This window comes from Mucilaginibacter gossypii (assembly GCF_900100945.1).
Taxonomy (GTDB): Bacteria; Bacteroidota; Bacteroidia; order Sphingobacteriales; family Sphingobacteriaceae; genus Mucilaginibacter; species Mucilaginibacter gossypii.
Genome location: NZ_FNCG01000004.1, coordinates 148,770 through 171,387 on the forward strand (window position 1 = coordinate 148,770; position 22,618 = coordinate 171,387).

General features: G+C 42.8%; 26 protein-coding genes. 16 read left to right on the forward strand and 10 right to left on the reverse strand.

The window, feature by feature from the left end:
• Window positions 1–82: 82 nt before the first annotated feature.
• The 5 genes from BLS28_RS09525 to BLS28_RS09545 all read right to left on the reverse strand — a co-directional run bounded on the left by BLS28_RS09525 (window position 83) and on the right by BLS28_RS09545 (window position 4,882).
• Window positions 83–1,048, reverse strand: a complete 966-nt coding sequence (locus BLS28_RS09525; protein WP_091165322.1) for a Gfo/Idh/MocA family protein — start codon at window positions 1,046–1,048, stop codon at window positions 83–85.
• Window positions 1,049–1,184: 136 nt separating this feature from the next.
• Complete coding sequence (locus BLS28_RS09530; RefSeq protein WP_091165325.1) at window positions 1,185–2,258, reverse strand: DUF4148 domain-containing protein; 1,074 nt, start codon at window positions 2,256–2,258, stop codon at window positions 1,185–1,187.
• Window positions 2,259–2,378: 120 nt separating this feature from the next.
• A complete protein-coding gene (locus BLS28_RS09535) occupies window positions 2,379–3,269 on the reverse strand; it encodes a class I SAM-dependent methyltransferase (protein WP_091165327.1) in 891 nt (296 codons plus the stop codon).
• Between the two features lie 132 nt (window positions 3,270–3,401).
• Complete coding sequence (locus BLS28_RS09540; RefSeq protein WP_090529341.1) at window positions 3,402–4,154, reverse strand: ABC transporter ATP-binding protein; 753 nt, start codon at window positions 4,152–4,154, stop codon at window positions 3,402–3,404.
• Complete coding sequence (locus BLS28_RS09545) at window positions 4,151–4,882, reverse strand: MlaE family ABC transporter permease (protein WP_090529338.1); 732 nt, start codon at window positions 4,880–4,882, stop codon at window positions 4,151–4,153. Before BLS28_RS09545 ends, BLS28_RS09540 begins: the two co-directional genes overlap by 4 nt.
• A 166-nt stretch (window positions 4,883–5,048) precedes the next feature.
• On the opposite strand from BLS28_RS09545, the gene BLS28_RS09550 reads away from it, so the two are divergent.
• The 4 genes from BLS28_RS09550 (at window position 5,049) to BLS28_RS09565 (ending at window position 8,261) form a co-directional block, all read left to right on the forward strand.
• A complete protein-coding gene (locus tag BLS28_RS09550) occupies window positions 5,049–5,753 on the forward strand; it encodes an SDR family oxidoreductase (RefSeq protein ID WP_091165331.1) in 705 nt (234 codons plus the stop codon).
• 33 nt (window positions 5,754–5,786) lie between these two features.
• Window positions 5,787–6,386 carry a PspC domain-containing protein gene (locus tag BLS28_RS09555; protein WP_091165334.1) on the forward strand — a complete coding sequence of 200 codons (600 nt, stop codon included), beginning with the start codon at window positions 5,787–5,789 and terminating at the stop codon, window positions 6,384–6,386.
• A 4-nt stretch (window positions 6,387–6,390) separates the two neighbouring features.
• Entirely contained in the window at window positions 6,391–7,368 is a 978-nt protein-coding gene (locus BLS28_RS09560) for a toast rack family protein (protein WP_091165337.1), read from the forward strand.
• Between the two features lie 209 nt (window positions 7,369–7,577).
• Window positions 7,578–8,261: a carboxypeptidase-like regulatory domain-containing protein gene (locus tag BLS28_RS09565; RefSeq protein ID WP_091165341.1), complete on the forward strand. Its 684-nt coding sequence runs from the start codon at window positions 7,578–7,580 to the stop codon at window positions 8,259–8,261.
• A 68-nt stretch (window positions 8,262–8,329) separates the two neighbouring features.
• Here BLS28_RS09565 and BLS28_RS09570 read toward each other — a convergent pair whose 3' ends face one another.
• Window positions 8,330–8,995 (reverse strand): NUDIX hydrolase, encoded by a 666-nt coding sequence (locus BLS28_RS09570; protein WP_218134395.1) that lies wholly within the window; start codon window positions 8,993–8,995, stop codon window positions 8,330–8,332.
• A 138-nt stretch (window positions 8,996–9,133) separates the two neighbouring features.
• A complete protein-coding gene (locus BLS28_RS09575) occupies window positions 9,134–9,880 on the reverse strand; it encodes a hypothetical protein (RefSeq protein WP_143020724.1) in 747 nt (248 codons plus the stop codon).
• Window positions 9,881–10,010: 130 nt separating this feature from the next.
• Between BLS28_RS09575 and BLS28_RS09580 the strand changes: the two genes are divergently transcribed.
• Entirely contained in the window at window positions 10,011–11,270 is a 1,260-nt protein-coding gene (locus BLS28_RS09580; protein WP_091165348.1) for a prephenate dehydrogenase, read from the forward strand.
• 274 nt (window positions 11,271–11,544) lie between these two features.
• Here BLS28_RS09580 and BLS28_RS09585 read toward each other — a convergent pair whose 3' ends face one another.
• The 3 genes from BLS28_RS09585 to BLS28_RS09595 form a co-directional block, all read right to left on the reverse strand.
• The gene (locus BLS28_RS09585; protein ID WP_091165351.1) at window positions 11,545–11,952 is read right to left on the reverse strand and encodes a hypothetical protein; all 408 of its coding nucleotides are present in this window, start codon (window positions 11,950–11,952) and stop codon (window positions 11,545–11,547) included.
• A gap of 26 nt (window positions 11,953–11,978) precedes the next feature.
• Window positions 11,979–12,536, reverse strand: a complete 558-nt coding sequence (locus tag BLS28_RS09590; RefSeq protein ID WP_091165354.1) for a hypothetical protein — start codon at window positions 12,534–12,536, stop codon at window positions 11,979–11,981.
• Window positions 12,537–12,799: 263 nt separating this feature from the next.
• Window positions 12,800–13,267, reverse strand: a complete 468-nt coding sequence (locus tag BLS28_RS09595; protein ID WP_091165357.1) for an SRPBCC family protein — start codon at window positions 13,265–13,267, stop codon at window positions 12,800–12,802.
• Between the two features lie 255 nt (window positions 13,268–13,522).
• On the opposite strand from BLS28_RS09595, the gene BLS28_RS09600 reads away from it, so the two are divergent.
• The 11 genes from BLS28_RS09600 to rpsS all read left to right on the forward strand — a co-directional run bounded on the left by BLS28_RS09600 (window position 13,523) and on the right by rpsS (window position 22,617).
• A complete protein-coding gene (locus BLS28_RS09600) occupies window positions 13,523–14,701 on the forward strand; it encodes a hypothetical protein (protein WP_091165360.1) in 1,179 nt (392 codons plus the stop codon).
• Between the two features lie 205 nt (window positions 14,702–14,906).
• A complete protein-coding gene (locus tag BLS28_RS09605) occupies window positions 14,907–15,326 on the forward strand; it encodes an OsmC family protein (protein ID WP_091165363.1) in 420 nt (139 codons plus the stop codon).
• Window positions 15,327–15,602: 276 nt separating this feature from the next.
• Entirely contained in the window at window positions 15,603–17,315 is a 1,713-nt protein-coding gene (locus tag BLS28_RS09610; RefSeq protein ID WP_091165365.1) for a hypothetical protein, read from the forward strand.
• Window positions 17,316–17,430: 115 nt separating this feature from the next.
• Complete coding sequence (locus BLS28_RS09615; protein ID WP_091165368.1) at window positions 17,431–18,906, forward strand: hypothetical protein; 1,476 nt, start codon at window positions 17,431–17,433, stop codon at window positions 18,904–18,906.
• Window positions 18,907–19,058: 152 nt separating this feature from the next.
• Window positions 19,059–19,289, forward strand: a complete 231-nt coding sequence (locus BLS28_RS09620) for a hypothetical protein (protein ID WP_091165371.1) — start codon at window positions 19,059–19,061, stop codon at window positions 19,287–19,289.
• Window positions 19,279–19,488: a type II toxin-antitoxin system RelE family toxin gene (locus BLS28_RS09625; protein WP_256337385.1), complete on the forward strand. Its 210-nt coding sequence runs from the start codon at window positions 19,279–19,281 to the stop codon at window positions 19,486–19,488. Before BLS28_RS09620 ends, BLS28_RS09625 begins: the two co-directional genes overlap by 11 nt.
• Before the next feature lie 482 nt (window positions 19,489–19,970).
• Complete coding sequence (gene rplC, locus BLS28_RS09630; RefSeq protein WP_090529696.1) at window positions 19,971–20,588, forward strand: 50S ribosomal protein L3; 618 nt, start codon at window positions 19,971–19,973, stop codon at window positions 20,586–20,588.
• 1 nt (window position 20,589) lies between these two features.
• On the forward strand, window positions 20,590–21,222 hold the full coding sequence (gene rplD / locus BLS28_RS09635; RefSeq protein WP_090529285.1) for a 50S ribosomal protein L4: 633 nt from the start codon (window positions 20,590–20,592) through the stop codon (window positions 21,220–21,222).
• A 2-nt stretch (window positions 21,223–21,224) separates the two neighbouring features.
• Window positions 21,225–21,515 carry a 50S ribosomal protein L23 gene (gene rplW / locus BLS28_RS09640; RefSeq protein WP_090529282.1) on the forward strand — a complete coding sequence of 97 codons (291 nt, stop codon included), beginning with the start codon at window positions 21,225–21,227 and terminating at the stop codon, window positions 21,513–21,515.
• Between the two features lie 8 nt (window positions 21,516–21,523).
• Window positions 21,524–22,351 (forward strand): 50S ribosomal protein L2, encoded by an 828-nt coding sequence (gene rplB, locus BLS28_RS09645; protein WP_090529279.1) that lies wholly within the window; start codon window positions 21,524–21,526, stop codon window positions 22,349–22,351.
• The gene (gene rpsS / locus BLS28_RS09650) at window positions 22,351–22,617 is read left to right on the forward strand and encodes a 30S ribosomal protein S19 (RefSeq protein ID WP_022832979.1); all 267 of its coding nucleotides are present in this window, start codon (window positions 22,351–22,353) and stop codon (window positions 22,615–22,617) included. The genes rplB and rpsS overlap by 1 nt, the downstream gene beginning before the upstream one ends.
• Window position 22,618 lies beyond the last annotated feature (1 nt).

Genomic DNA, 22,618 nt, shown 5'->3' on the forward strand with positions numbered 1-22,618 from the left:
TTGGGGTAAAACGATAAGATAAATTAAAAGCCCATGTCATTGCCGCACTTCGCTCAATGACATTTTTTGTTTACTATATATTTTACTTTTCCACCGGATATTTTAAACCTATTTGTGCCCTCGCCTGATCTATCATAGCTATCATTTGTCTCGACAGTTCGTGTGGCAGTATCGGGCTTTCGGTTTTGCGCTGCTTTATGAGTTCACAGAAATGGATGATCTCATAATTTAGCCCTCCGGCGATGAATGGTTCATTCAGTTCTACTGTGCGGCCATCAAGGTAGCTGATAGTTGCCTTTGCAGGGTTCCACCAGTTTTTGTGGATGGTAATATGTCCCAGCGTGCCCACTATTAGCGCGTCGCCTTTTCCATGCATATCAAAGCCACAATATAGTTGTGCGTAACCGTTTTGATGCAGTGTTTGAAAAATGGCAAACATATCGATTCCGGTTTCACCAAACTTGCCCATGGTTTGAATATCTTGCATGGGACCGAGCCAGTCGAGTGCTAAAAAAGCTTCGTAAATGGCAATGCCCATCAGACTACCGCCAACAAGTTCAAGATTATAATTTGGATGACCCGGCGGACAATCGGCCACGGCAGAACCTGCTCTTACATAACCCACCGGGCCGATAGGGTCATTAGCAATATATTCTTTTAATTTGCCGTATAAAGGGTAGAAGGGCGGTTTCATTCCTTCCATAAAAAGTAAGCCGGTTTGTTTAGCAACAGCAAGCAGCTCGTCCAGTTCGGCAAGATTAACAGTAACCGGTTTTTCACAAAGCACATGCTTGCCAGCTTTAAGTGCGGCAATGCTGTAAGCGGCATGGCTGTCAGGCAGCGTAGCTATATAAATGGCATCGATATCACTGGCGAGTAATTCATCGATGCTTCTACATGCTATACCTCCATATTGTGCAACAAAGGCATCAACAGTTTCAGGCCGGCGGGAATAAGAAGCTACGAGTTCAACACCGTCAACAGCTGCAAATCCCTGCATAAACCTGTGCGAAATTCGCCCACAACCAATAATGCCCCATTTAAACATAGTTCTAAGTCTTAAGTTCGGAGTTCTAAGTCAAAAATTGATTTTTCAAGTATATGGCTTTAAATGCAAAAGCCCTGAGTAAATAATATATTATTACCTACTCAGGACTTTTAACTTCCTACTTAAGACTTCCGACTTATTGATACTGGATATAAATCGGGTATGGTTTGTATCTTGATAAAACCTCCTCAGGGGTTAACATGTGGTGAGGTGGTTTTTTGATGTCGTTTTTGTAAAACAATTTAAAGCCTGTAAACTGTACCGGCTCCTGGTTAATGAAGTAGCGGTAAGTGCCGGTTTTTAGGTCAGGTTCGCCCCAGCCATCCATGTTCATTACCAGTTGAATTTCCGGGTGCAATTTGATACTCTTGTAGTTGGTTACCATTTTTTTAGTAAAGCGGTGCACTACCAGGATCTTTGGCGGCAGGCCATTTTTCTTAACAATTTTGGCAAGATAGTCTGATACGTAGTTGATATCATCGGCATCATAAGTACCTATCTTTTTACCCGGATGAGTTCCGTCTTTCATCGAAAATTCAGGGTCCATACCAAAATGTACTTGTGGCAATTCCAGGTATTTTTCAAGTAGTGGTAATTCTGCGCGGATGTTGCTTAAAGCTACCTGTACATCTAAAAATACAATAGCATGGGCTTTTTTAGCCAGTACCAATACGCTGTCGATCTGTTTAAATGGCATACGGTAACGGAATTTGCCGTCTTTACCGCCATCGCCCTGGGCTACAACGGCAATGTAATGCAACGCAGGTTGAACAGGAGTTTTAGGATCTGCCTTTTCCCAATGTTTTACTTCGCCTTTTAATTTGGCAAGCATTTCGTTTGGCGGCAATTCGCCCAAAATGCCCATTCTTTTTGAGTATAGGTTACCGTAATAAGCAACTACACGTTTGAATGGTAAAATAGCTCCACCAATTGGATAAGGTGTATTTTTTACTGGCCATCTGCCTGTAGTATCACCGTGCGCGTTGAATTTCATCAACGAATCGTACAACTTTTTATCGACAGGAGGGTAGGTAGATTTTTTAACGCTTAAGGTATCTGCTGTTTCAGCCTGGGCCGAATCACCTTTAACTGCAGCGGCGGTTTTTTTACCGTCGGTTTTGGCATTGCTGCCGTTTTGAGAGCAGCTGTTTAAAAGCAAAGCTGCCGATGCCACAAATGTAGCGGATAGTACAAGCGTTTTTAATTTCATTGTTTTAACGTTCAATATAATGCAGGTGTATGTAAGGCGTGTTTAATTAATTTAATTTCCAGCTACTTATAAAGCAGCAATTGTGTTGGTTTGGTCGCCGCCAAAGATAGATATTGGAAATTAATTACTTTTAATTTTATGAAACTTTCCAAAAACCCCTAGAGGTAGTTTTGGCCCGGCTGTTGCCTGCAGGTAAAGCTCGCCAATTTCGAGGTTTTGCACCTGCGGGAACGAGCTTTTAATGAGGTTTTCAACTATTACAGATGAAAATCCAAGAGAGTAAGTGTTCAGGATCAGGAAATGCTCTTCAGGGTCGAGCAGTTGGGTTACATCACGCATCATTTCGGTGATATTATCTTCCAGTTTCCATTTTTCGCCGTTTGGCCCATTGCCGTAAGCTGGCGGATCGAGAATGATGCCATTGTATTTTTTACCGCGTTTCAATTCGCGTTTAACAAACTTCAGGGCATCCTCAACAACCCAGCGTATATCTTTAAGTCCTGAAATTTCCTGATTTTCATTGGCCCAGGTAACTACTTGTTTAATGGAGTCAACGTGAGTGGTATCGGCACCTGCGGCGCGCGCAATTAATGAAGCACCGCCGGTATAGGCAAACAGGTTAAGTACTTTAGGATCTGGCGTTTTGAAGCGTTTAACGTTTTGGCTAATGTAATCCCAGTTTACAGCCTGTTCCGGGAAGATACCAACATGTTTAAACGAGGTAAGGCCCAGCCTGAATTTAATGGCGCCTTCCTTGTTTTTATATTCGATATGCCAGCGGTCGGGAGTTTTAGGATCTTTTTTTAACCACTCGCCTGATGTTGCCGAACGGCCTTTAAACTTGATATGGTGCAAGCGCTGCCACTCTGAAGCGGGCAGGGTTTTGTTCCAAACGGCCTGCGGTTCGGGGCGGATGAGTATGATATTCCCAAAACGTTCCAGCTTTTCAAAGTCGCCGCAATCAATCAGTTCGTAATCTTTCCAGTGCGTTGGGGTAAGTAATTGGATCATTCTTATTCAGTTTGCAGTATGCTGTTGGCAGTTTGCATGCCCCAGTCAATAAATTGGTTGCAAATATAGTTATTATAAAAATACATGCAGATAACTCTGCACACACTGCTTACTGCCACTGAAAACCGTCAACTACAAAGTTGCCTTCGCTGCCCGCATAAACGGACTGGCAAATACAAATTCGTTGAGCTCTTTGTTGTCGGTTTTGGCTATCTCCTTATTCGATCCTTCCCACCATTTTTTACCCTGGTGAAGGAAAATGATGTGATCGCCAATCCCCATTACCGAGTTCATATCGTGGGTTACCACTACGGTAGTAATGCTGTACTCTGCTGTAAGTTCGGCAATCAGTTCATCTATCAGGATAGATGTTACCGGGTCAAGGCCCGAGTTAGGTTCGTCAACAAACAAATATTTAGGTTGCATGGAAATGGCGCGGGCAATACCCACACGTTTTTTCATACCTCCTGATAGTTCGGACGGATATAATTTGTTTTTGCCGGCAAGGTTAACCCTTTCGAGACAAAAGTTGGCGCGGTCAAGTTTTTCGCTTTTTGATTGATCGGTGAACAGGTTAAGCGGAAACATGATATTTTGCTCAACTGTCATGGAGTCAAAAAGGGCCGAGTTCTGAAAAAGCATCCCTATTTGAGTACGGATAGGCACGCGTTGCTCAAAATTCATATTGGTAAAATTCTCGCCATCAAAAATCACATCGCCCTTAGTAGGTTCATGCAGCCCAACAATGCATTTAAGCAAGGTGGTTTTACCAGAACCAGACCCACCGATGATCAGGTTGTTTTTTCCGGGATGGAAAATTGCAGTGATGCCCTTCAGTACTTCGTTTTCGCCGAAGCTTTTATATACGTCTTGTATTTCGATCATAGTAACAGGCGTGAAATGATAAGGTCACAAAACAGGATCATGATACAGCTCCACACCACTCCGCGTGTTGCAGATTGGCCAACCTCAAGTGATCCGCCGTTAACATAAAAGCCCTGGTATGAACATATGGAGGTAATTACGAAGCCGAATGATATCGCTTTAACGGCGCAAACGGTGACAATAACCGGGTTAAATCCGTCGGTCAGGCCTCTCAAATAATCGTTGGTTGATACATCATTTGATGCCCAACAGGCAATATAGCCGCCGGTTAATCCTAAACCTACAGAAACAATAACCAGTAAGGGGATCATGGTAACACCGGAAATGATTTTGGGCGATATCAAATAACCAGGGGCATTTACACCCATAATCTCCAGGGCGTCTATCTGTTCCGTAACGCGCATTGTGCCAATTTGCGATGCCATGGCAGAGCCTACGCGGCCGGCCAAAACCAGTGCCGATATGGTAGGGCTAAACTCCAGGATAGTTGAATCGCGGGTAATACCGCCTACCACTGTTTTGGGGATAAAATCGCTGATAAGCTGGAAAGCCGTTTGGATGGTAGCTACCGCGCCAATAAAAAGCGAAATAATAGCAACAATGCCCAAAGAGCCAATACCCACCGAAACCATCTCACGCATGATCTCGGCCCAGTATACACTGAATTTTTCGGGTTTCCTGAAACTTAAACGCAGTAAGAGTATATATTTTCCTAAGCTATGAAACATGTAGATGCATAAAAAATCGGTTAAAAATACGCTTTTTACCTTTAAGCCTAAATGGTCAGGTGTTAAAACCAGTCATTTAAATTCAATTTTATAAGCGTTTCAATTACTCTGCTTACGTAAATTGCGGGCATAAAGCTTCACTAACTATAAAAATTAATTTAACAACATGAAAAACGTACTCATCACCGGTTCAACTAAAGGCATGGGCCGCTCAATTGCAATTGCTTTTGCTAATGAAGGATTAAACGTGGCAATTTGTTCGCGGAATGAGCAAGAATTATTAAATTTTAAAGATGAACTTGAACAGGTTGATGCAGGGGTAAAGGTTTTTGCTATGAAGGCCGATGGCAGCAAAAAAGCCGAACTGTTGAAGTTTGCTTCAGCTGCCGAGAACGAACTTGGTTTTATTGATGTTGTAGTAAATAACCTGGGCACGTTCATCCCCGCAAGTATATTGGATGATAATGAGGATACCCTTCCAATTCAGATGAATACCAACCTGATGCCGACCTATGAGTTGTACCGTTATTTTGGTAAAACTATGGCAAAGGCGCGTAACGGACACTTTTTTAATATATGTTCGGTAGCCGCAATAAACCCTGTACCACAAGCGGGGAGTTACAGTGTAACAAAGTATGCGTTGTTAGGTCTAACAAGAGTAATGAGGCTCGAGATGCAGGAGCATGGTGTAAAAGTTACCGCCGTAATTCCCGGATCAACGTTAACGGATTCATGGAAAGACGCGGTGGTTGACCCAAACACCATGGTGCTGCCCGAAGACATAGCATCGGCAATCATCAATATTTATAGGATGAGCCCCGGCGCCAATGTCGACGAAATCATCATCAAACCTGCGCCGGGCCAGTTATGATAAATCAACTTAAAACATAAACGAACATAAATTATGGAAAAGAAACTTCATCGCGATGAACACCGAAAGGTAATAGGCGGTGTTTGCGCGGGCCTTGCTGAGCATTTCGGCACGGACGTGGCAGTTGTCAGGGCTGCATTTTTAGTTGCCCTTATTTTAAAGGGCTTTAGCTTACCTATATATATAGTATTGTGGATAGTACTGCCCAAGAAAGGTTTTGACTTTACCCCCGGCGTTGATTACAGGGTACCTCCGCAGGACAACCCGTTTACAGGTGCCCCACAATCAGGGCCCTTTTACGACCCGAAATTTGCCGGCCGGCCTTTCAATTCTCCGCCATTTGTAAATCCTCCTAAAAAGCAGGCTTCAACAGTTGGGTTAATATTTGGCGTGGCGATGATATTTTTAGGGTCGATATTTCTGCTTAACGAGCTTGACCTGATGCCCGACTGGGATTTTGAAAGCCTTTGGCCCGTAATGCTGGTAGGCGCCGGTATTGCCCTGATAATTTCAGGAATAAAAAAACAGCCATGGGAAAAACAAAACTGGCATGCTAACGAGGTAACGGACGCTCCGGAAGCCGAACCTGCAAAAGAAGAAACAGAAACAAAAGATACACCTCCAACTATATAATATTATGAGAAGCGATAAACTTGTTCCGGGCGCGATCCTGGTATTGTTGGGAGTGGTATTCCTGCTGGATAACTTCCACGTAATAAATTTCGACTGGATGAACCTCCTGTACCTATGGCCTATATTTTTAATAATGGGGGGTATCAGCCTGGTATTTGCAGGCAACCGGTCGCCATTAGCTACTATCCTGAAGCTGGCGGTTGTAGTAGGCTGCTTTGCCTTGCTGGTATTTGGCAACTTTGGCAAACGCTACCATTTTTGGCCAAATGCATGGACCTTCCACAGCGATGATTATAACAATGACGACGACAGCGATACCACCAACACCGATCAGGGTGTGGTTAAAATAGGCGGCGATAAAACTTTTAAACAGGAGTATACTGCGGATATTAAACATGCCCGCCTTAACATCAGCGGCGGCGGTACCATTTATAATTTAAGCGATAGCACTGCCGATTTGTTCAATGCCCAAACGCAGGAACTTTACGGTAAGTATACCTTTAACCATAGTAAGGATGATTCGGTATATGTGCTTAACCTTAATTTGAAAAATAATAAAGGTTTTCATTTTGACTCCGACGACCGCAAAAACAACAAGGCCGACATCAAATTAAACACCAATCCGGTTTGGGATATTGACGTAACTACAGGTGCAACAGATTTAAATTTTGATCTTTCAAAATTTAAAATAAAAAGCTTATCTTTAAAGGGCGGTGCAGCATCGTTTGATGTGAAGCTTGGAGCCCCTCTTGCCAATACTAATATAGAGGTTTCAACCGGTGCATCTGAGGTTACTATAAGGGTACCAAAAGGTGCTGCATGCCGTATCACCTCCAATACCGGCCTCTCATCAAACGAGTTTGAGGGCTTTAGTAAAAAGAGTGATAACGACTACGAAACCGATGGCTTTGATGCCGCAAAAAACAGGATCCTGATCCATATGAGTGGTGGGATCTCTGATTTTAAAGTTAACCGATATTAACCTAAATCCTGAGTAAAACGATACCGGGACATAATACAACAATAATGACTTGCCATCCGCTCCATCAATTTGATGGGGCGTTTTTTTTGCACTATATTATGAGCTGATTCAGTGTTTTGTCATTTAAGTTAGCGCAGCGGTGAAAAAGTGTTAAAATGAAAACCTTTGGAACAAAAAATAAGTTTAATTTACAGCTCAAATAATCTGCTATGAAATACCCATACCTTATATTATCTGCCTTGCTATTTTGGGCTTATACCGTAAATGCTCAAACCACTGTAAAAGGGACTGTTGTTGAGTTGGGCAAAAACAATAAAATGAGCGATGTTTTTGTGCGAGACAACCAAAACAGGCAAATGACACTTACCGATAGTAAAGGTAATTTCACTATCCGTACAGAAACAGGGCACACCCTGATTTTTAGCTCTCCGGGTTATGTATCAGATACCTTATATGTAACCGATTTTACCAATAAGAAAATAGAGATGGTTGCCCAAACCATAGCCCTGAGGCAGGTTAATATCAGCGCCAAACGCGAAACATTTGACGCTCACAAAGAGTATCCGGAAGTGTATACCCGCGCTAAAGTTTATCCGCTATCACCTACATCGTGGTTTAGCAAGGAGGCAAAAGATGCCCGCCGCCTTAAAAAGTACTTTAAACACGAGGAAGAAGAACGCCATGTTGACGAAGTGTTTACCATGAATTACGTACAAAGCATTATCCCGCTGCGCGGACAGGAGCTGGAGAACTTCATGACTATTTACAGGCCTTCATACGAGTTTGTCAAAAATAACAACGGCCCTTCCATGGCGGTTTATATCAATGATTCGTACAAGAAGTATCTGGCACTACCGGCTGATAAACGTACGCTGCCTGATTTGAAGGAGTAGTTTTTTAGTAGCAGCGACAGTTGCAGTAACAGTTTGGGTTAGATATGAGTTGGCGCAGTTAGCATTAATCAATCTGCCCAAACGCTGATATCGTTAGTAATGATCTTTTGGTAGAGTAGTTCTATCTGGCTTTTCAGGATCCGGTCTTCCGATAGTGGGGGCAGATTGCTGATGTCAAAATACTGCACATCCAGCACATCAAAGCCTTTATTAATTTCTGTGGTTATGGCTTTACAGTAGAAAACCATTTTATATACATAAAAAGGCTGTGGCGGGTGTGGGTGCATTTTTTTATCAAATACGGCCAGCAGCCTGTCGGCAGTAACCTGCAAGCCGGTTTCCTCCCAAAACTCTTTTACTATGGTTTCCTTAGGTGTATAGCCTATATCGCCCCATCCACCAGGTAACGACCATTTTCCATCTCCGCTCTCCCTGGCCAGCAAGATTTTATTATCCGGCGATAGCAGGATGCCGCGTAAATCAACTTTGGCAGTAGGGTAATCCGTTGCCTGTGGAAATAGCAGGTTGATGGTTTCTGCACCATAGCCGCTTACCTCATCAAACATTTTAGTGCTCAGGTGTTGCAGTTCCTGGTAACGTTCAATATCGTATTCGTTTTTGGCGTATAGCAGACCTGTATCGGCAATGGAACGTAGTTGGGTTATAAGGGAAAGCAGGTTGGTGTTGGGCATAGTAGGCGTTAATATTTTGTTATGCTGAACATAGTGAATCATCTTCTTCGTCCTGTATAGCAGTTATGCAAAGTCAAGAAGATCTTTCGCTATCACTCAAGATGACAAATAAAATCAATAAATGTTAAGTTGCCGATAAAAAATTCGAAATCGAAAATCTCAATTCCGAAATCAAAAAAATTACCCTCTGCCTAACAGTTCATCAAGCTTATTGCGTTCGGTTTGAAGTTCGCGGGCAAGTTTCTTTTCTTTTTCGTTGGCTTTAGCTTTATAGGCTTTGTATTCTTCGTCAAGCTCTTCGTAAAGCTTGATGCGGTATTTGGCTTCGCGGCTGTGTGCACCCGAGCGGGCTATCACGATAACGGCAACCACTCCAAAAACAATAACCAAGCCCCACATTACCAGGTTGTATGTTGCTTTAGTAAACGGAATGCCTAATAGGCTTATCTCATCGCGTTTGGCATTTGATTCATTAAGGGCTTGCTCCTTACTGCTTGCGTCAGATTTAAGGCTTTCAATATTTTTACCCTGTTCGGCAAGTTTGGCCCGGGCCTCTTTAAGCTGGCGGCGCTCGGTGTTGAGGGTATCCTTCATGTTTTTCCACAGGGCGGCAACCAGCGGCTGCTGATAGTGGTATAGTTTGCTGAGCAGGTATTTGTACTGGCCATTAAGGCTTTTATCTTTTTGCAGGGCCGAATCGGCAGCAGCACTGATTTTGGGCAGGGTATAAGCAGATTTAGCCGGTTGTTGCGGCGTTGCAGCCGGATTTTTAAGCGCTGCCGGGCTCGATCTTACAATTGGCGGAATAGCATTGGGCTTTAAGGTAGCGGTTTTTTTCCTGGTGCTGTCCTGTGCAAAAGTTGCCGCAACACTGCCCGTTATCATCGCTATTAAAACCGTTATCGTAAGTAGTAAATGCTTGTTCATCAAATGTAAAATTAGGTATATGCTATTAACAAAACAGGATGTTTACGGTTTTTATTATATACACCCTGCGTTTTTGAGGCTAAAATAAGCTTTCGTACGTAATTAACCTACTCATAGTTATATTAGCGGCATGAATATAGGTATTATTGGGTTAGGCGATATGGGCCGCCTTTACGCAAAGGCTTTTGCAAAGGCTGGTTACACCGTTTCGGGCTGCGACCTGCCGGCCAACCGTGAAAAGCTTGAAGAAGAGCTTACGCCCCACGGCATCACCGTTATGGATCACGGCAGCGATGTTGCCCGTATCAACGACCTCATCATCTATTCGGTTGAGGCCGATAGCATGGAGCGCGTGGTTGCTGAGTATGGCCCTTCAACCAAATACGGTGCCATTGTGGCCGGACAAACTTCGGTTAAGTCCCCGGAGATTGCCACCTTTGAAAAGCACCTGCCTGCCGATGCCCAGATAGTTACCTTTCATGGGATGCACGGCCCGGGGTTTGAACCCGCCGGGCAAACCCTCATCCTGATCCCGCACCGCTCAACGCCCGATGCCTACCAGCGCATGTATGACCTGTTTACAGCCATTGGCAGCAATATAGTTGAAATTGCCGACTACCACGAGCACGACCGCATCGTAGCCGATACCCAGGCCGTTACCCACGTTGGTTTTGAGAGCATGGGCACGGCCTGGAAATCGGCCGGATTTTTCCCCTGGGAAAACGCTTCATATATTGGGGGGATAGATAATGTGAAGATCCTGACCACCCTCCGCATCTTCAGCTATAAGGCCCACGTTTACGCCGGGTTGGCCATCCTCAACCCGTATGCCCGCCAGCAGGTGAAACGTTATGCCGAATCGGAGTCGGAGTTGTTTAAGTTGATGATCAAGGAAGAGGCCGATGCATTTAAGCAACGCCTTTATCGCGCACGCGACTTTGTTTTTCACGAAAGCCGCAAGCCTATTATGCTTAATGATACCGTGATGAAGGAGTTTTCGCTGTCACAGCATGCCGATCATCAAAAGCCAAACTCGCACCTCAGTATCCTGAGCATGGTTGATGCCTGGTACCACCTCGGCGTTAACCCGTATGATAACCTTATTTGCCAAACCCCGCCCTTCCGCCTGCGTTTGGGCATTGCCGAATACCTTTTCAAGAACGAAGAGCTGCTGGAAGAATCATTGGAAACAGCGCTGTACGATAAAACCATCCGCGGCGACGACCTGGAGTTTCACTCGGCGGTGAGGGAATGGTCGGCTATTATTGGATATGGGGATATGGAGGGATATAAGAAACACTTTAACGATACGCAGGCATTCTTTAGTCACCGGCTTGAAGAGGGCAAAGCCCAGAGCGCGGAGCTGATCCGGAGGTTGATGATGGAGTAATTTTTTGATTTGGGAATTCGGATGTTCGATTTCGGATTTAAGCTTGATTAGCAGGTGTTCAATTTTTTAAGGTGTGAACACTTGTTGTTTTTTGGGATTTTATTGTTGTTGATAATCAGTTGTTTATAAAGTCTGTAAAATCATCTATTCGCTGTTTTGAACAGATTGGTATTGATAGTCAGTGGGTTGTAATTTTGGCTCGTAAAATGTTGAACACCCTGTTTTTGAAAAATTGAACACTGACATTGGTTGTAAGCTTTCAGAAAAGCTAAGGTCATTTCAAATATTCTGATATTATATCAAATTGTTCAGAGACTGCGAAGACATCTCTTCTATCTTGGTTTTTGTCATGGAATGCATAGAATATCTCGATGCTTTCCTGATTCAAAAGTTTTTTAAGATAGAGCATTTCAAATCTTCGTTTTGATTGATAGATCTCATTATCATTAACCGAAAAGTAATTCAAAGTAAAGAAGTTATCTGATTTCCATTTTGAGGTACAGTGATATTTAACGAAATAAACTCTTTTAAAGGAAGGATCTTCTAAAATATTGTCGATAACACAATGGTCTGAAATTAAATGGTTTTCGAGGTATATAGAGCAAATCCATGGGCCGCCCATGTTAATGATCTGCTCTATATTCTCTATATTAAATTCTAAGCCACAAAGTTTTTTCTTCATTGTATCAAGGAATATATCGCCAATGGCTAACTATAGGATTCGAGAAACTCATCTATGGTATCTTCACTATCCATATTCAGAATAGCATTTGCCAACTTTACTTGCCCCTTAGCTAATGCAATAGCTGTTAATGCCGTTGCTGCTAAATCCAAATCCCAATATTGATTCATAGCAAGCTTCGCAAGATCTGCTAAATCTTCAATCGCTTTATTGTAGTTTGGTTTTAGCGAGTTTGGTATTTGAGGATTGTTCTTATGCCTTTGTATTTCGATAACCGAAATCAGTCCAAGTATATTATAGTCTACAATTTGTTTTTGTAGCGATATCCGAACCAAAAGAGGAACCGAATAATATGATGCCAAGCCAACATCCCCCTGATGGTGTAGCTCGTTCCATAGTTCTTGATAGATTTGGTTAACAGTTTGTTTATTGTCTGCAAGTTCAAGTTTCTTCAAGGCTATTGAAGCATCATATAATGTTCCTCTGTAACCGCCTTCTAAGGTTGACCATCTTGGGTCGTCAAGTTCCAATGCCGGCTCATCTACTGATTTCTTAGGGAAGAAGTCGCTTAACTTTATTGTCATAAGGTTATTTGTTTCTCAAAGATAGATAAACGGAGGAAGTTTTTTTCCATCGAGATCGGCTGTTGGTACTAATGATGGCCCTTACATGCACTGATCGGTAAGGCCAGTTAAGCTGAAAGCTTAACTCATTTTAGGACGAAGTTACGCTGTCGCTAAACTTCGACCAGTGGATGTATAAATTTACTCACTGTATAAAAAAACATATCATTGGCTTGCCACATGTGCGAGCCAATGATATGAAAACAGATATACCAGATTACGCATTACTGCGCCGCTGACACTGTTTTGCTTGCTGCAGCTGTATTTATCCAGTTTAACAACCGCTCCTGGATATATTGTGTCCATGCCGGTGCGCAGGCGTGATAACATTCAAATTCTGGTACCAGTCCAACATGGGTGAATACAATTTTTGTGGCATCGCCCTCCGCAAAAATTTCAAAGCAAAGTTTGGTGCCGGTCCACTCGGTTTGGTTTTGTGTAAAAGTTAGTTTGCTATCGGTAATCAGCCAGGCTATTTTCTTGTTGGGGACCAATTCAACAAGTTTTTGTTTGGTGTAGTGCGCTCCGTCGCCGGCAAAGAATGAAAACTCGTCGCCAAGTTTTTCCGACTTGCCTTCAAATATTTCCGAATGCAAGCCTGACCACCATCCCCGGACATTTTTTAACGCATCAAAAACTTCTTCAGGGCTTTGGTTTACCAATAAGGTTGTTGTGAAATCTGTAGTTGTCATTTTTTTGATCTTTAAGTTGAATAATTCATTATTTAACAGGCCTTGTTAAAATGGGTAACTTTAAAGTTACGTAAATGTATAAGTAACTTCTGGGTTACGCAATTTTTTCTGAAAATTTTTTATTGCCTTATTTTAAGGGGATAGGCGTGTGTCACGGCGACGCTACCGCGAGCGTTTCATAAATCAGAACAATTTTTTGCCTGTAATTTTTCGTTCAGTATATTTAAAACTTATTGATCACAACCTGAACTTTACATGCGCCAGTTCAAAGCCAAGTTTAAGTACATTTTTTTACCCCTTGTTTTTATAGGCATTTGCATCATAATTATTTATACCTTTTTGCATTGGCTGCTGCTTATCAGGTTTAATGTTTTTACGCTGAAAGATAAAGATGCCGATTTTCTTATCCCCGGTATTGTAGGTCTTGTTTTGCCACAGCTTTTGCTTTTTCCTAAGTTGAGGCAATTAAAGGCATATAAAGCAACCAGTCGTGATCCAATAACTATTTTGTTAATGGTAGGCGGTTTTACATTTGCTGTACCTATCTGTATCGCACAAAATTATCTTGAATCAGCTACCGGTAAGCTAACACGTCTGGATAGCATAAGCGAGGTACATTATGTGCCGCAGACTAAGTACTATACCGTTAAACAGAAGTATCCTAACAAGCATATGGCCCACTTTAAGGTTATATTTTCTGTTAGTGGTAAAAATAATGCAGATTTTAATATGGATGCTTATGCCGCGGTTCCGGTTTTTGACCGTATTTTCCCCGATACCAGCAAGATAGCTGCTATGCGAAAAAGGGTAAACCCTAAAACACTGGTGATCATTAATGATACGCTGCGCAATATGTTGTTTTTAAAAAAATTACCTGCCGACTCGATAATGATGATGCGTTATGTCAATCCTACTATGGTAATGCCTAAATATGGGGATGCCGGTAAATACGGCGCGTTAGCGGTTGTAACCCGGAGTTATAAATTTAAGATAAAGCCTATAATCCCGAAAATAGAGCCTGCCGCGTGGTTTGTTTTTAAATACCACAAAACTATCAGCAATAGTTTATCCACGAGTGAAAAGAATTCCTATTTCAGTCAGTTTGCAAAAGATTGCGACACAGCTTTTAAATACAAGCCGTTAAACAAATTTATATACCTGGCCCGCTTACCTAATGATGGTGAGGTATCCAACTACGAGGCGGCCATAAACTCGCGCGATGATGTTGCTGAAGGAGAGCAAACAATGCTTTCGCCTGTTTACGAGTCGTTTGAAAAACGGAATGGTAATAAGCTTGCATGGATTGGCGGATCATTTACCATCGGAGCAACGCTGTTTTTACTCCTGCTCGGGTTATTCAGGATTAAAGGTTTGGATAATTTTGAGAAGAGGATGTTTGAAAAATGGGAGAAAGACCTGATAAACAGGCGTTGAGTTTATAGAGCTGAATTTCGACGGAGGTAATGGTTTGATTACCAGCACTGTGATTTAGTGAGATAAATTGAACAACAAGCCACTTCAAAACACTTGACAATCCCCTGATAATCCTCCATTCCAATTTTAACCCAGGTTAAAATTTCATGCGATTGACAACAGTACTTTTGTTCTGTCGGAAGACACAACAACAAAAAACAAAATCATGAAACGTACAGCAAATGCACATTGGAACGGTACCTTACAGGATGGTAAGGGCGAGATCACTACTCAAAGCACCGTATTAAATAAAACACAATATTCTTTCAAAACCCGTTTTGCCGAAGGCGTAGGTACCAATCCTGAAGAACTGATTGCAGCGGCCCATGCCGGTTGTTTTACCATGGCGGTTGGCGCAGCATTAACACAGGCGGGTTATATCCCTGGGGATCTGACTACCGACGCCATTCTTGACCTGGATATGCAGGCATTAAGTATAACAGCTATAGCTTTAAACCTGAAAGCCACTGTTATTGAGGGTCTTAGTGAGCAGCAGTTTAAAGAAATTGCTGAAGGTGCAAAAGCAAATTGTATCATCTCCAAAGCCTTGAATGTGCCTATTTCACTGGATGTAATTTACGCTTAAGTAAATTTTGCTTTGGTATGCTATTCAGAGGACCGGTGAAGCCGGTCCTTTGTTTTTATGATGGATGCCGTCATTTTTAATACCCTTCACGGGTTAAGATTTAAGAATAATATAAATTTCACCGCTACTTCTTAATTTACATTTATCTGCCTTCGGCTCAACAAAATATACTATCCAACCCAATTCAATTCCCTCATCCATTCCTCCTCACAATACCTTATATTAGTATAGGTTTTCATACCTGCCAATTATAGTCCTCATTTAAAAAAGTCGAACATGAAAAAGGTATCGCTGTTATTTGTGTTCCCTGTGGTGTTGTTCGCTACCTATTTGTTTGCGTTCCAGGGAAAAAAATTAAAAGTATCGGGCAAAACAAAACCGGTAATCCCGGTAATGTGCGGATCGGGTATAGTGCAGGATGCAGATACGGCGGGGAATGGCAAATTTATACAGCGCTTACCCGGTTGGGGACATCACAGCTATGTTATAGCTACCGGTAACGATAGCGCCCGGTTTTACTTTAACCAGGGCTTAACTATGTATTACAGCTACCACATGAAGGAGGCATTTGCCTCGTTCAAAGAAGCGTCGCGCTTTGACCCCTCGGCCGCTATGACTTACTGGGGGCAGGCTTTAAGCCTGGGCCCTTACTATAACGCAGGCGGGCCGTATGTTGCGCCCGCCGGTTTGCCTGCTGTTTTGAAACAAATGAACGCCGTTGCCGGCAGCGCTCCCGAAAAGGAAAAAGCCTTGATAGCGGCGATGAACCTTCGTTACCCGCATGGTGGCACCAACGCAAGCGATAATGAAGCTTATGCACAGGATCTGAAGAAACTGATGCAGGCTTACCCAACCGATGCCGACCTTAAGATGCTGTATATCGACGCGGTAATGCTCATTCACCCCTGGGATTTTTGGGCGCCCGACGGTACCGATAAACCCTGGACAGCCGAACTGGTTACCTTGTGCAAAGGCGTTTTAAATACCAATCCGGAGCACCCGGCGGCGCTGCATTATTATATCCACTTAACCGAGGCTTCGCGTAACCCCGGCGCCGCGCTGCCCAATGCAGGGGCTTTAAAAAGGTTGTTCCCCGGTATCGGGCATATGGTGCATATGGCCAGTCATGTTTATCAGCGCAATGGTTTATATTTTCAGGGCGTTGACGTTAATGAAAAAGCAGCAAAATGTATTGTTACTTATGCCGCCCTGGCGCCCAATTTAAAGCTCACAAAAATAAACTCTCACTTTTACGCTGTCGAAACACTTTGTGCCTTTAACGGGGCTATGTACGAGCGGGGAATGGAAGCGGCCCAACGCTGCCGCAATGCTGTAAAACCTTCGGCAGGCGATACTTATTCGCAATACCTGTACATGATGCCTGTATTTACCATGATGCGCCTTGGCAAATGGCACGAACTGCTGAAAGACAGCGTTGGCCCCAATGGCGACTGGGCCTATGCGCGGGTGTTATACCATTTTGCCCGCGGAATGGCATTTCTGTATACGGGCGGGCAGGATTCGGCCGTGGCCCAGCTTGCTTTATTGCGTGGCAGGCTTAATGATGCCTCTTTAAAACAGCGGCATATTCCTTTTAATATCGCACTGGATGGCGCCACCGTTGCCGAAAATATATTGGATGGTGCTATTTTACTTGGCCGCAATAAGTTTGATGATGGTATGGCGGCATTAAAAAAAGCAGTGCAAACAGAAGATAACATGATTTACTCGGAGCCTGCCGAGTGGCCTATCCCGGCAAGACAGTTCCTGGGGGCTTACCTGCTCAAAACCGATTATAACCCGCAGGCCGAAAAAGTTTTCCGCGAAGACCTGGAACGTAACCCGGGTAACGGCTGGTCGATGCTGGGCATGTACCAAAGTTTAAAGGCGCAAAACCGTACCGAAAAGCTGCCTTATTACAAGGCGGGCTTCACGCGCTCGTTTTCGCATGCTGATGAAGTGCCCGCAAGTTCGGTGGTTATGAATTAGGGCAATGTTCCGGGCGACAGGTGCGGTGCCGGTTTTTGTTGGTTAGCTTTCGGGGAAAAATCTAAATACTTTTGTAGTTTAGGCTCAAATCTAAAAGCCTTAACCCGGAATGTAAGTGAACAGATACCTAACCCAAAGATTTGTTTTATACGCCCTTTTTATAATTGCAATAGTATTAGCGGGGATTCAATTTTTAAGCGACCGGGGCGTATGGCTTGATGAAGCTGTATTAACCCTTAATTTAATACACCGTAATGCTGTTGGTCTGTTCCGGCCTCTTGATTATAATGGGGTTGCGCCTGTGTTGTTCCTGCTTATTCAAAAAGCATTTATATCGCTGGTGCCCAAATCAGATTATGCGCTTAAGGTATTCCCCCTTATCTGCTATTTGGCGTTCCTGCCCCTTTTTGGCCGGATACTAAGCAGGCTTTTCAAAAGCATTTACAGCATTATTTTAGGATTGAGCCTGGTCATTTTTAATCAAACCATAATTTATTACTCAAGCGAGGCCAAACAGTATATTGTCGATCTTCTGGTAATTGCCATATTCTATTATCTGTTGATTGAAGAGAAAGCATTAAAGGGATTTTACTATAAGCTTTTGGTACTGGGCTCAATCTGCATATATCTCTCCAACATCACACCAATTATCCTGCTTACGGTTGATATATACCTGTTTTATAAATCAAGATCGGAAAATAGGCCCCTGGGCAGGCATTTTATAATCACCAATTTGTGTTGGGGTGTTTTCTTTGCTTTATATTATTTTGTGTTTATCTACAGCCATCCAACGCAACATAAAATGGTTGGGTACTGGTCAAACGCGGGTGCTTTTATGCCCTTTGATTCGTCGTTTTGGGGGTGGATAGCAGGTCGTTTTCACGGCATTTTTTATTTTCTTTTTTACTTCGGGCAGCTTATCGGGACCTGTATTTTGGTATTATTCGGCCTGGGTGTCATACTGTTGGTTAGGTACAGAAGATACGATCTCATGATATTAACATTACTGCCGGTTTGCGTCCATCTTGTTTTATCCGGGCTTAAATTATATCCATTTGAAACCCGATTATATTTATACTTAACCCCTGGCCTGGTCATTACGTGCGTATTCAGCTATGAGTTTTTAGTCACCGGGCTATCTCATCTGAGATTTGGAAAAGCCGTCGGTTTTATCTTTTTACTGTTTCCGGCATTAATGGCCAGGGTTGTATTTATACACCAACCGCCTTACACGCAGCATGATGATATTAAAAGGGGGATTGAAACCATCAATAAAAAATTTGAAAAAGGCGATGCCCTTTATACGGGCAACTTAACAGGCTTACCGGTAAAATACTATAAAGATTTAGGTGTTATAGATAGGCGGCTTGATGTAATCTATAAGGATAGCCTTTTAAATACGCATTGTCCCTATGCCGTTAAGCGTTTGTGGGTACTTACATATTCCGTTGAAGATCAACCCCAGGAACTTTCTGAACTATTGAAAAGCAGGCAATTAATAAAAAAAGACAGTTTTGAAACCCGGGGCGGTGTACGCTTTAGCTTGTTTGCGCAAGGTAATGCACTTGTTCAAAAAAAATCGGCGCCATAAAATAGAACTGAATTACTGTAAATCGCGAGTATACCACGCTTTTGCCGGCGTTGCATGCCCGCGCCGGATGGGGGCTTTCCATGGCCAGGCCTGCATCGGGGGCGTTATGTCATTGCTGTTCAATTGTTATTATAAATGTTTAAATTTGTTATATGACAACGTTAACAATCGAAATACCCGAAAAGGCAGGGAAAACGCTGGCCGATCTGGTCGAGCAGTTAGGAGGGAAGGTTATTTCTATAAAGAAAGACAAAGAGACAAAAGGCGAGAAGAAGAAAAAACAGGTATTAGACGATCTGGAAGAGTCAGTAAAGTTTGTCAGGTTGCATCAGCAGGGTAAGGTTGAAGCAAAAACGATACAAGAATTACTTAATGAGCTTTAAGATTCTGCCAACCCCGGCGTTTGTCCGTGAACTTAAGAAACTTTCTAAAAAGTACATTTCTTTAAAGAAGGATTTAACAGTTTTAATTGCCGAATTAGTTGAAAATCCGAAATCGGGAACTCCTTTAGGAAATAACTGTTATAAAATTCGGATGGCTATTACTTCAAAAAATAAGGGAAATCGGCCGGTGCAAGAATAATTACCTATGTTCAGGTTGTTAATGGAACGGTTTACTTATTATCTATCTATGATAAATCTGATCTGGATAGCATAAGTGATAGTGAGTTAACAAGCCGCATAAAGGATCTGTGATTTTTAGGCTGACATGCTAATTCTTTGCTTAAGGGTTCATGGTCGGCATGCTGTCAGCAAATAGCCCCTCAATCCCCCCCAATCTTTAAAAATTTCCCCGGCCCATCTTCAGTTTTACGCCGTCAGCCGGGTGATGCGGTAGCATACCTTCCAAAATGGCTGTGAAAAGTCAAAAAATCAAACCGGCTAATGCTTAGCCAAATACCTTTCAAACATATGTTAAAACGCGGATGCAAAAATTATAAAAAAATAACTTACTAACTATTTGATAATTAATACAAAGTTTCTATCTTTGCCGTCCCTTTCGGGGGAGAAATATGCCTTGAACGAAGCCCTACTGCTTCGATGGGCACAAAAACAATTAAAAAAATGTCAGGAATTATTGGTAAAAAAGTAGGAATGACCAGCATTTTCGACGAAACAGGGAAAAACATTCCCTGCACAGTAATCGAAGCTGGCCCTTGCGTGGTAACACAAGTTAAGTCTGTGGATACAGACGGATACGCTGCTGTTCAGTTAGCGTATGGCGACAAAAAGGAAAAAAACACTTCTGCCCCTCTAAAAGGACACTTCCAGAAAGCCGGTAGCGCTCCAAAGCGTAAACTGGTTGAATTCAAAACTTTCGAAGATCAAAAAGCATTAGGCGACACCGTTACTGTCGACATTTTTGCTGCGGGAGATTTTGTTGACGTGGTAGGTACCTCAAAAGGTAAGGGTTTTCAGGGTGTGGTAAAACGTCATGGTTTTGGCGGCGTGGGTATGCAAACTCACGGTCAGCACAACCGTTTACGTGCGCCAGGTTCTTTGGGTGCGTCATCATGGCCATCACGTGTATTTAAAGGTATGCGCATGGCAGGTCAAACCGGAAACGCCCGTGTTAAAATACAAAACCTTGAAGTAGTTAAGGTTTTCGCGGAGCAGAATCTGTTAGTAGTTAAAGGTTCCATCCCCGGAGCTAAGGGTTCATTCGTAATAGTGGATAAATAAGATGGAAGTTAACGTATTAAACGTATCAGGTAAAGAAACAGGTGCCAAGGTGCAGCTTCCTGAGTCGGTTTTCGGTATTGAGCCAAATGATCACGCTATCTATCTTGATGTTAAGCAATTTCTTGCTAACCAGCGTCAGGGTACACACAAATCAAAACAGCGTAATGAAATTGCAGGTTCAACCCGCAAATTATACAAACAAAAAGGTACAGGCGGTGCCCGTGCCGGTGGTATTAAATCACCATTATTTAACGGTGGTGGCCGTGTATTCGGTCCGCAACCACGCGATTATAGCTTCAAATTAAACAAAAAGCTTAAATCACTGGCCCGTAAATCAGCTTTATCATACAAAGCAAAAGATAACAATATTTTAGTGTTAGAGGATTTTAGCTTTGATAGCATCAAAACTAAAAACTACATTAAGCTGGAGGCCGATCTGAATGTTACTAATGAAAAAACATTATTAGTAGTAGCATCTGCCGAAAATAACAATGTGTATTTATCAAGCAGGAACCTGAAGAAAAGCAAAGTAATTTCAGTTGAGCAGCTTAACACTTATGATGTGTTAAACGCAGGCAAGCTGTTGTTAACTACAGGTGCTGTTAAAACTTTGGAGGAAGCATTAGCTAAGTAATTATGGAAATTTTAAAACAACCCCTACTTACTGAAAAAGTTACTCAGTTAACTGACAAGCTTAACCGTTATGCTTTCAAAGTTGATCACAGGGCTAACAAAATTCAGATCAAGAGTGCCATCGAGGCAATGTACGGTGTAAACGTTACGGCGGTAAACACCATGAAATACGTCGGCAAACTTAAAACTCGCAATACTAAGGCAGGCGCCGTTCAGGGCCGTTCAGCTACTTACAAAAAAGCGATCATTACGTTGAAGGACGGAGAAGTAATTGATTTTTACAGCAATATATAATTATAGAAATGGCAGTAAAGAGATTTAAACCGGTTACCCCGGGTACCCGCTTCAGAGTTGATGTATCTAATTCAGATATCACAACAAACGTTCCTGAAAAATCGTTGGTTGTAGCATCAAACAAAAGATCGGGCGGTCGTAACAACAGCGGTAAAATGACTATGCGCTACTTAGGTGGTGGTCATAAACAAGCATACAGGTTAATTGATTTTAAACGTAATAAGTTTGATATCCCGGCAAAAGTTGCAACTATCGAGTACGATCCTAACCGTTCGGCACGTATAGCCCTGCTACACTTTGCTGATGGCGAGAAAAGGTACATGATTGCTCCGGAAGGCTTAACAGTTGGTACAATTGTAACAGCAGGCGAAACAGCAGCTCCCGAAGTAGGTAATACCTTACCATTAAAGAATATCCCTCTTGGTTCGATCATTCACAACATTGAGTTAAACCCTGGTCAGGGTGGTGTAATTGCCCGCAGCGCCGGTACTTACGCTCAATTATCAGCACGTGATGGCAAATATGCTATCATCAAATTGCCTTCAGGCGAAACCCGCATGATCCTGTCAACTTGTTTGGCAACTATCGGTACCGTTTCAAATGGCGAAAGAGCAAACGCTGTGTTAGGTAAAGCCGGCCGCAAACGCTGGTTAGGCCGCAGGCCAAGGGTACGTGGTGTAGCTATGAACCCGGTAGATCACCCTATGGGTGGTGGTGAAGGCCGTGCCTCAGGTGGTCACCCACGTTCACGTAAAGGTTTATTGGCTAAAGGCTACAAAACCCGTGACAAGAAGAAAACATCGGATCGTTACATCATTGAAAGAAGGAAGAAATAATGGCTCGTTCAATAAAAAAAGGACCTTACATCGATCATAACTTAGATAAGAAAGTTATGGTACTGAATGATGCAAATAAAAAATCAGTTGTAAAAACATGGTCACGTCGTTCCATGATCTCTCCTGATTTCGTTGGTCATACATTCGCAGTACACAACGGTAACAAGTTTATCCCTGTGTACGTAACAGAAAACATGGTTGGACACAAGCTGGGAGAGTTTGCCCCAACCCGTACATTCCGCGGACACGCAGAAAAGAAAAAATAAC